This window comes from Microbacterium sp. 70-16 (assembly GCF_001898315.1).
Lineage (GTDB): Bacteria > Actinomycetota > Actinomycetes > Actinomycetales > Microbacteriaceae > Microbacterium.
This window is the reverse complement of the sequence record NZ_MKTQ01000019.1, coordinates 43,721-53,107: the sequence shown is the minus strand read 5'-3', so window position 1 is coordinate 53,107 and position 9,387 is coordinate 43,721. Positions and strand designations below refer to the sequence as shown.

Annotated in this window: 7 protein-coding genes; 5 read left to right on the top strand and 2 right to left on the bottom strand. The window is 71.5% G+C overall.

Translation table 11 applies throughout. From position 1 onward, the window contains the following. The first annotated feature begins 114 nt into the window (after window positions 1-114). From BGO46_RS09635 to BGO46_RS09615, 5 genes are all read left to right on the top strand, one after another. Window positions 115-1,311: an ATP-binding protein gene (locus tag BGO46_RS09635; RefSeq protein ID WP_292678397.1), complete on the top strand. Its 1,197-nt coding sequence runs from the start codon at window positions 115-117 to the stop codon at window positions 1,309-1,311. Then, window positions 1,304-1,963 (top strand): response regulator transcription factor, encoded by a 660-nt coding sequence (locus BGO46_RS09630; RefSeq protein WP_292678395.1) that lies wholly within the window; start codon window positions 1,304-1,306, stop codon window positions 1,961-1,963. The genes BGO46_RS09635 and BGO46_RS09630 overlap by 8 nt, the downstream gene beginning before the upstream one ends. A 37-nt stretch (window positions 1,964-2,000) precedes the next feature. Further along, window positions 2,001-4,460: a UvrD-helicase domain-containing protein gene (locus tag BGO46_RS09625; protein ID WP_292897836.1), complete on the top strand. Its 2,460-nt coding sequence runs from the start codon at window positions 2,001-2,003 to the stop codon at window positions 4,458-4,460. Between the two features lie 29 nt (window positions 4,461-4,489). Next, entirely contained in the window at window positions 4,490-5,536 is a 1,047-nt protein-coding gene (locus BGO46_RS09620) for an SseB family protein (RefSeq protein WP_292678325.1), read from the top strand. A gap of 183 nt (window positions 5,537-5,719) precedes the next feature. Continuing rightward, complete coding sequence (locus BGO46_RS09615) at window positions 5,720-6,748, top strand: ATP-dependent DNA ligase (RefSeq protein WP_292678321.1); 1,029 nt, start codon at window positions 5,720-5,722, stop codon at window positions 6,746-6,748. An 8-nt stretch (window positions 6,749-6,756) separates the two neighbouring features. Here BGO46_RS09615 and BGO46_RS09610 read toward each other — a convergent pair whose 3' ends face one another. Together BGO46_RS09610 and BGO46_RS09605 are read right to left on the bottom strand one after the other, a co-directional pair. Continuing rightward, the gene (locus tag BGO46_RS09610; RefSeq protein ID WP_292678319.1) at window positions 6,757-8,091 is read right to left on the bottom strand and encodes a threonine/serine exporter family protein; all 1,335 of its coding nucleotides are present in this window, start codon (window positions 8,089-8,091) and stop codon (window positions 6,757-6,759) included. Between the two features lie 202 nt (window positions 8,092-8,293). Continuing rightward, window positions 8,294-9,346 carry an ATP-dependent DNA ligase gene (locus tag BGO46_RS09605; protein WP_292678318.1) on the bottom strand — a complete coding sequence of 351 codons (1,053 nt, stop codon included), beginning with the start codon at window positions 9,344-9,346 and terminating at the stop codon, window positions 8,294-8,296. Window positions 9,347-9,387 lie beyond the last annotated feature (41 nt).

Below are 9,387 nucleotides of genomic sequence, written 5' to 3'. Positions count from 1 at the left end.
GCCGCCGGCGCTGCCGCGCCCGCAGGCCCCGCGCGAGCCGCGGCCCCGGCCCGACCGCCGCGCCCCGCGGCCCCGGCCCGCCCGCGGCGCCCCGCGCGACCGCCGCGCTCGCGCGTGCCCGCGGCGCCGCGGCCGGCACTGCAGCGCCCGCGCGAGTGCGCTGTCTCCGGTGTCTCGGCTGGCCTCGCGCGCCACCTGGGCGCACCCGTGTGGGCCGTGCGCGCGCTGTTCGTCGTGCTCGCGCTGTGCGGCGGAGCGGGCATCCTGCTCTACCTCTGGTGCTGGGCGTTCATGCCGTGGGAGCACGGTGAGGTCGCGACCACGCGCACCGTGCCTGTTGCCTGGGTGCTCGTCGCGGGCGGGGCGGCGGGGTTGCTCAGTATCGTCATCGCCACCCGTGACCCGTACGAATCGTCGTGGATGCTGACTCCCGCACTGCGCTTCCCGTTCCCGTGGCTGCTCGTGGTCACCGTCGGCGCGACAACAGTCCTTGCCACCGCCGCGGGAGTATGGGCGGCTCTCGTCGATCGCAAAGATCCCGCGCGGGGGCCACGGCACGCGACCTGGGTGCGCGCGGCGGCGACGGGCATCCTCATCGTCGCGTTTCTGCTGCCGCTGCCGGCGCAGGGGTCGACGTACGGTGGCGCACCGACCGTGCTCGTCCCGCTGATTCCACTCGTCGGCATCGCCGCGCTGCTCTCCTCGAACCTCGTGGAGCGCTGGCGCGAGCTGTCGGGCGAGCGCGTCGCGCGCGTCCGCGAAGAGCAGCGCGCCGAGATGGCCGCGCATCTGCATGATTCGGTGCTGCAGACCCTCGCGCTGATCCAGAACCGCGCCGGGGCCTCGAGCGAGGTCGCGCGCCTCGCCCGTGCGCAGGAGCGCGAGTTGCGCGCGTGGCTCTACGACGGCGACCAACCCGCCGACAGCGACCTGCCGACCGACCTGCGCGACTACGCCGGAGCGCTCGAGCTCGACTATCCCGTCCGCATCGACGTCGTCTCAGCGGGGCTGTCGACCGAGCGTGCGAGCGGCGAGCTCGCGGCGGCGGCCCGCGAGGCGATGCTCAACGCGGCGCGCCACGCGGGCGGCGAGGTCTCGGTCTACATCGAGGGCGGCGCGACGGGCGTCGACGTCTTCATCCGCGACCGCGGCGACGGATTCGCGATGGATGCCGTGCCGGCCGACCGCCTCGGCATCCGTCAGTCGATCATCGGGCGCATGCGCCGCGCGGGCGGCATCGCGACGGTGCGCTCGACGGATGCCGGCACCGAGGTCCACCTGCACTTCGGCGGAGGTGACGACCGTGGGTGATGCCGTGCGGGTCGTGATCGTCGACGACCACTCGATCTTCCGGTCGGGGCTGCGCAGCGACCTCGACGAGACCGTCGTCGTCGCGGGCGAAGCCGCCGATGTGCCGTCCGCGATCGCCGTCATCGCCGAGGCGCGGCCCGACGTCGTGCTGCTCGACGTGCACCTGCCGGGCGGCGCGGGGCAGGACGCGACGGGCGGCGAAGAGGTCATCCGCGGCAGCGGGGGCGTGCCGACGCGGTTCCTGGCGCTGAGCGTGTCGGATGCGGCGGAGGATGTCGTCCGCGTCATCCGGGCGGGCGCGCGCGGATACATCACGAAGGGGTCGTCGGGCGTCGAAGTGAGCCGCGCAGTGCACGCCGTCGCGGGCGGCGACGCCGTGTTCTCGCCGCGGCTGGCCGGCTTCGTGCTCGACGCCTTCGGCGCCGTCGCGGGCGAGACGGCGGCCACGGGCGACGAGCTCGACCGCCTGTCGGCGCGCGAGCAGGAGGTCATGCGCCTCATCGCCCGCGGCTACGCCTACAAGGAGGTCGCGGCCGAGCTGTTCATCTCGGTCAAGACGGTCGAGACGCACGTCTCCGCCGTGCTGCGCAAGCTGCAGCTGTCGTCGCGGCACGAGCTGACCGCGTGGGCGAGTGAGCGGCGGCTGCTCTGACGCCCGTGTCGGGGCGCCGACCTAGACTTGACGGGTTATGAGCGACCCGATCAAGCCCGTCATCGTCGGCATGCCAGCGGCAGGAACGGGTGCGCCCGGCGCCGCCGACGACGACCTGCTCGCGGGCCTCAACGAGCCGCAGCGCGAGGCCGTCACCTACCGCGGCCAGGCGTTGCTGATCGTCGCGGGCGCCGGCTCCGGCAAGACGAGCGTGCTCACCCGCCGCATCGCGTCGCTGCTGCGCTCGCGCGAAGCGTGGCCGAGCCAGATCCTCGCGATCACGTTCACCAACAAGGCCGCCGGCGAGATGCGCGAGCGCGTGCAGGGCCTCATCGGCGACGTCGCGCAGGGCATGTGGATCTCGACCTTCCACTCCGCGTGCGTGCGGATCCTCCGCCGCGAGGCCGACCAGTTCGGCTTCACCAAGAACTTCACGATCTACGACTCCGGCGACTCCCGCGCCCTCATCAAGCGCCTCGTCAAAGAGCACGAGGCGGATGCCTTCGGCCTCACCCCCGCCGGCGTCCAGGGCCGCATCTCGAAGCTCAAGAACGAACTGGCGGATGCCGAGTCGTTCGCCCGCACGGCGAACATGAGCGACCCCGCCGAGCGCCTGTTCGTCGAGATCTTCGCCGACTACCAGCGCGCACTGCAGCGCGCGAACGCGTTCGACTTCGATGACCTGATCGGCCAGACGGTCTACCTCTTCCGCGCGTTCCCGCACGTCGCCGACGTGTACCGCAAGAGGTTCCGGCACATCCTGGTGGACGAGTACCAGGACACCAACCACGCCCAGTACGCGCTCATCCACGAGCTCACCCGGCCGCCGGGGGCGGACGGCGCCGCCCACGACAGCGGCATGATGATCTTCGATGCGCCGACCGAAGACGCGGCATCCCTCACCGTCGTCGGCGACTCGGACCAGTCGATCTACGCGTTCCGCGGCGCCGACATCCGCAACATCACCGAGTTCGAGCGCGACTATCCCGGCGCGAAGGTCGTGCTGCTCGAGCAGAACTACCGCTCGACGCAGAACATCCTGAGTGCCGCGAACGCCGTCATCAGCAACAATTTCGACCGCAAAGACAAGAAGCTGTGGACCGACGTCGGCGCGGGTGACCCCATCATCGGGTTCACCGGCTATTCGCAGCACGACGAGGCGCAGTTCGTCGCCGACGAGGTCGAGGCGCTGCGCCGGCAGGGCGTGCCGTACAGCGAGATGGCCGTCTTCTATCGCACCAACTCGCAGTCGCGCGCGCTGGAGGAGATCTTCATCCGCTCGGCCGTGCCGTACAAGATCATGGGAGGCACCAAGTTCTACGAGCGCGCCGAGATCAAGGATGCCCTCGCGTACCTCATCGCCGTCGCGAACCCCGCCGACGAGTTGAGCGTGCGGCGCATCCTCAACCGGCCGCGCCGCGGCATCGGCGACGTCACCGAGACCTCTATCGCCCGCTACGCGGCGGAAGAGGGCATCACCTTCCGCGACGCACTCGCGAATGCGTCGGCGCTCGGCGTCGGGCCGAAGATCCAGCAGGCGATCGCGCAGCTGGATGCCGTGCTGGTCGAGGCATCCGCCATCATGCTCCCCGCCTCGGGCGAGATCGCGCCGCCGACCGCGGTGACCGACGGGCTCAACGTCCTGCTGAACAAGAGCGGGTACCTCGACGCGCTGCGGCGGTCGAAGGACCCGCAGGACGAGGCGCGCGTCGAGAACCTCGACGAGCTCGTCGCTGTCACGCGCGAGTTCGCCCGCAACAACCCCGAGGGAACGGTGCTCGACTTCTTGGCCGAGACGGCGCTCGTGGCGGATGCCGATGACCTCGCCGACGCGACGGGGTCGGTATCGCTCATGACGATGCACACGGCGAAGGGCCTCGAGTACGACGCGGTCTTCGTCACGGGTGTCGAAGAAGACCTGATCCCGCACCGGATCTCAGCCGGTGAGCCGGGTGGCCCACAGGAGGAGCGGCGCCTGTTCTACGTCGCGCTGACCCGCGCGCGCAAGAAGCTGCATCTCTCGCTCGCGATGACCCGCGCGCAGTTCGGCGAGGTGTCGGCGGCGATGCCGAGCCGGTTCCTGCAAGAGATTCCGCACGATCTCATCGACTGGCGGCAGTCGCCGGGCGACGTCAACTCGCGCGGCGGCATGCAGTCGCGCGCGCTCAACGCGCGGCGCCCCGGCTCGGGGTTCGGCGGGGGCAGCTCGGCAGCGGGTGGGCGCGGCTCGCGGTACGGCGATGACCTCGTGCCGCTGCCGCGGCGCGAGAAGCCTGCGGGCGACATCGCGAAGTTCGCCAACCGCATTCCCGCGAAGGTGCGCGACAACGGCGACCTCGAGCTGGCGCCGGGCGACCGGATCCGCCACGACGACTTCGGCGAAGGCCGGGTCGACATGGTGACCGGCGAGGGTGCCAAGCGCGTCGCGCACGTGCGGTTCGACACGGCTGGGCCGAAGAAGCTTCTCATCAAGATCGCGCCGATCGCCAAGATCTGACACCGGCCGCGCCGGGTTACGCTCGATGCATGGCTCTGTTCTCGCGTCGCAACAAGCGTGACGACTCCGCACCCGTGCCGGCCGGTTCGACCGGCCCCGACGCCGCCCGCGACGCCGAGGCCGTGCCGGACGCGGTCGCAGCCGAGGCGGCGGACCCGGCTAGCGAGGCGGTAGCCGCCGAGGCATCCGTCGAATCCGTGCCGCAGGTCTCGATCTCGGTCAGTACCTTCGGACAGCCCGATACAGCCCGCCCGATCGGCACGCCGAGGCCCGCTGCGACGGCGCCGGCGCCGACCGAGACCGTACCGGGGATGCCCGACAACGTCGTGCTGCAGGCTGCTCTCGCAGCGCTTCCCGAGCAGCCGCAGAACACCGACATCATGAACGTCATGCGTCAGGCGCTGCAGGGCCAGCTGTACATGCGCGCGCAGGGCGACGCGCAGGCGCTGCTGGCCGAGGGCAAGGGTCTGAACCTCGCGATCACGACCTACCAGGACAAGCGCTTCCTGCTGGTGTTCAGCGGCGGCGGCCCGATGCGGGTCAGCACAGCCGCCGAGGGATCGGAAGCCGTCTCGGCGATCGGCCAACTGGCGCACAACGTGTTCCGCACGGCGGTCGACTCCGGTTACGACGGTGTGTACCTCGATCACGCCAACCCGGGGGCGCGGCTGATCCTGCCGATCGCGCTCATCCGCAAGGCGCTCGAAGAGGGCGTCCCGCCGTTCGAGCTGAAGTCGCTGCTGGTCGCCGAGCGCGGCGATGCCACGCCGCTGCAGGCCGCCGAGGTGCTCACCCGGACGCGCATCTGGGTCGCGGGCGGCACCGACCCGGAAGGTCGCGTCGGGCTCGCCGAAGCCCGCGGCGCCGACGGCGTGCGCCGTCTGGAGATCTACTCGCACCCCCTCGAGGTCATCGCGATGGGCCGCGGCGACCGCCCGCTGCCGCTCATCCCGGAGCAGTTGGGCAAGACCCTGGCATCCGAACCCGGACTCACCGGCGTCGTCCTCGACGCCGCCGGCCCCTGGATCGAGCTCGACCGCGACGCGCTCGCGCCCGTCATCGCCCTCGGCGCCTGACGGGGCGCTGCCGTCGGGCCTGTCGCCGCGCCCGGCTACCGCGTCTCGCGGACCACAACTCAGGCAGAATGCCCACCCCAGGCCGCCAGCGGCGCCGAAACGGCGATTCTGCCTGAGTTATGCGCCGGTGCCACGCCGCACCCGCCCCTGTCGCCGGGTGGAACGCGGTCGTAGGGTCGAGCCATGGCATCCGAGCGCATCAGCCTGACCGTCCCCGGACCCGACGGCGACCGCGAGATCTCGCTTTCGAGCCCGAACCGGGTGATCTGGCCCGCGCTGGGCATCACGAAGCACGAGCTCGCCGAGTACGTCATCGCGGTGTCCGAGCCGTTTCTGCGCGCGAACGGGCATCGGCCCGTGTCGCTCGAACGCTTCGCCGAGACGGTCGACGGCGAGCGGTTCTTCTCGAAGAACCCGCCACGCGGAGCGCCGGACTACGTCCACGAGGTGATGTGCACCTACAACAGCGGGCGCCGCCACCCGCAGGTCGTGCTCGACGAAGCCGCCGCGATCGTGTGGGCTGTGCAGATGAATACCGTCGTCTTCCACCCGTGGGCGTCGCTTGCCGCCGACACCGACAACCCCGTCGAACTGCGCATCGACCTCGATCCGCAGCCCGGTACGGGCTTCGCTGACGCCGCTGCGGTCGCCCCGGCGTTGCGCGAGGTGTTGCGTGAAGCGGGGCTGGATGCCTGGATCAAGACGAGCGGAAACCGCGGCATCCATGTGTTCTGCCCCATCGAGCCGATGCACGAGTTCCTCGATGTGCGGCACGCCGTGATCGCGGCGGGCCGCGAGCTCGAGCGGCGGATGCCGGATCGGGTCACGATGAACTGGTGGAAGGAGGAGCGCGGCGAGCGCATCTTCGTCGACTTCAACCAGGCCAACCGTGACCGCACGATGGCGGGCGCCTACAGTCCGCGCGCGTTGCCGACTGCCGCCGTTGCGGCGCCGATCACGTGGGACGAGCTCGCCTCGGGTGTCGACCCGGCCGCGTTCACGGTGCGTAGCATGCCCGAGCGGTTGGCTGAGCGGGGCGATCCGTGGGAGGGGTTGCAGGCGGCGCCGGGCCGCATCGACACGCTGCTGGAGTGGTGGCAGCGCGATGTGGATGCCGGGCTGGGTGAATTGCCGTTCCCGCCGGAGTTCCCGAAGATGCCGGGGGAACCGCCTCGCGTGCAGCCGAGCCGCGCGAAGAAGGCCGAGGAGTAGCGGGCGCGTCAGCCGCGCGCGGGGCGCGACCATTCGCGCTCGGTGAGCACGCGGGCGACGGTGAGCCCGATCGCGAGCGCCACAACGACGAAGACGGCAGTGAACCCGTTCTGTATCGCGGCGAGGGTGTCGCCCGAGATCACCCCCGTGATGGCCCGGTAGGCGGCGGCGCCCGGCACCATGATGAGCACCGCCGGCACGGTCAAGGTGACGCGCGCGGCGCGCAGCCGGTCGCCGAACAGGTAGGCGCCCAGGCCCACGAGGAGCGCCGCCGCGACAGCGGCGAGCGGGGGAGTGACGTCGGCATCCACCATCGCCAGGCGCCCCGTGTTGGCAACGGCTCCGAGCGCCGCCGCCGTCAGCGCGATCGCGGGCGGAGTGTCGAACAGCACGGCGAAACCGAGCACGCCGACGAACCCGGCGAGCAGGCGTACGACCGACAGCAACGGTTCGTCGAACAGCGGTGACGCCGTCTGTGTCACGGTCGCGTGGAAGACCGTCGCGACGCCCCACACGGCGGTGCCGGTCGCCAGCAGGATGAGCGTCGCGTACGCGACGCGCGCGATGCCGGCGTTCAGATCCAGGCGTGCGAGGTCGAGGGCGCCCGTCACAAGCGGGAATCCGGGCACGAGGAACAGCACGGCGCTCGTGACGGCGGCGTCGTGCTGGCCGCCCGGGACGCCGACGGCAGCCAGCAGCGCCGCGACGCCGAGGTAGACCAGCAGGGCAGCCATCGCGGCGAGGAACACGACGAGGAACTCGTTCGTGCGCAGCCGCGCCAGCCGGATCCGCACGAGCTGGCCGATGCCGGCAGCGACGCCGACGGCGGCGAACTCCTGCCAACCGCCGTTGTTGAGCAGGGCAAAGGCCGCGCACGCGAGAGCGGCGCCCAAGACACGAACACTGTCGGGAAAACGTCGAGGCTTGGCCTCGACGGCGTCGAGCTCGCGCTGCAGGGCGGCCGGAGTCAATCCGGCGTGCAGCCGGTTCGTGAGTCGCTTGAGCGCCGTGAGCCGGTCGGCATCGACCGCGGCGCGGCGGATCTCGGCGACGCGCGTGCGGAACATCTGACCGCGACCGGTCGTCGCGACGATGTCGGTCATCCCGATGCGCGTGTGCAGTTCGTCGATGCCGATGGCATGCGCCGCGCGCTCCATGCTGTCGCGCACCCGGGCGGCGGAGGCGCCGGCGCCCAGCATGAGCGAACCGAGGCGCATGACGGCGTCGGTGCGGGCGATGAACTGCACGGGCTCGAGGCGCAGCTCTTGCGTGTCGCTGAGCTTCGCATCGGCATCCGCGCCATCGTCCCTACCCGCGGCGGGGGGCTCGGAAGGGTCGGACATGCCTCGATCCTGGCATCCCTGAACGGGCTCGTGCACCTCGCCGTTATTCACGGCGAAGCCGGGCGTGTCGCGTTCGCCGACGCGGCTAAGGTCGATCGCAAGAAGCACGGCGGAAGCCCCGCTTCGCACCTCGGGCCCGCATGGCCGGCCGCCGGAGTCCGGCGCCGATGCGGGCCCGAGTTGCGTCCGCCGCCGCGCGGCGCTAATCCAGGACGTCGGCCAGGTCGTACGCCGCGATCTTCTCGAGCTGGTCGTAGGTGCACGACCCCGGCTCGCGATCGGGACGCCACCGCTCGAACTGCACCGTGTGCCGGAATCGCCGGCCCTCGAGCTGGTCGTAGCGCACCTCGAGTACGCGTTCGGGGCGCAGCCGCACGAACGAGGTGTCTTTGTCGGATGCCGTGAACCGCGACCGCTCTCCGTCGCCGCGCACGGCCTCACCCGAGGCATCCGTCTCGACCCAGGGTGCGAGTTCGTCGACGAGGGCGAGCCGGCGGGCATCCGAGAAAGCGGACACCCCGCCGACCTGGTTGAGGCTGCCGTCGTCGTAGAGGCCAACGAGCAGCGAGCCGACGCCCGCGCCGCTCTTGTGGATGCGGTACCCGAGCGCGACGACGTCGGCCGTGCGCGCGTGCTTGATCTTGAGCATCGTCCGCTTGCCGGGCGCGTACGGCTGGTCGAGCGGCTTGGCGACGACGCCGTCGAGCCCCGCGCCCTCGAACTGCGCGAGCCACTGCCGTGCGAGCCCCGGGTCGGTCGTCGTGCGGGTCAGGTGGATCGGATGCGGGATGGCCGCGAGCAGCTCTTCGAGCGCGGCGCGGCGGGCGGCGAACGGCTCGGCCTGCAGGTCGCGGTCGCCCGTGGCGAGCAGGTCGAACGCGATGAACTGCGCCGGGTCGGTGCGGCTCAGCAGCTCGACCCGCGAGGTGGCGGGGTGGATGCGCTGCGACAGCGATTCCCACGACAGGCGCGCGGGCTCGCCGTGGGCGACCACGATCTCGCCGTCGAGCAGGCACGGACCGGGCAGGAGTTCGGCGAACGCCGCGACGAGCTCGGGGAAGTAGCGCGTGAGCGGCTTCGCGCCGCGCGAGCCGATCACGACGCCGCCCGGGCCCGTGCCGTCATACGCGATGAGGGCGCGGAAGCCGTCCCACTTGGGTTCGAAGCTCAGCCCGCCCGGCGTCTTGGCGGGGTCAGGGATGCCCGGGACGGCCTTGGCGAGCATCGGCGCAGGGATCTCGTACACGCTGCCCATCCTCGCGCGCGGCGGGGCCGGGCGCCACGGCCTTCGTTCGA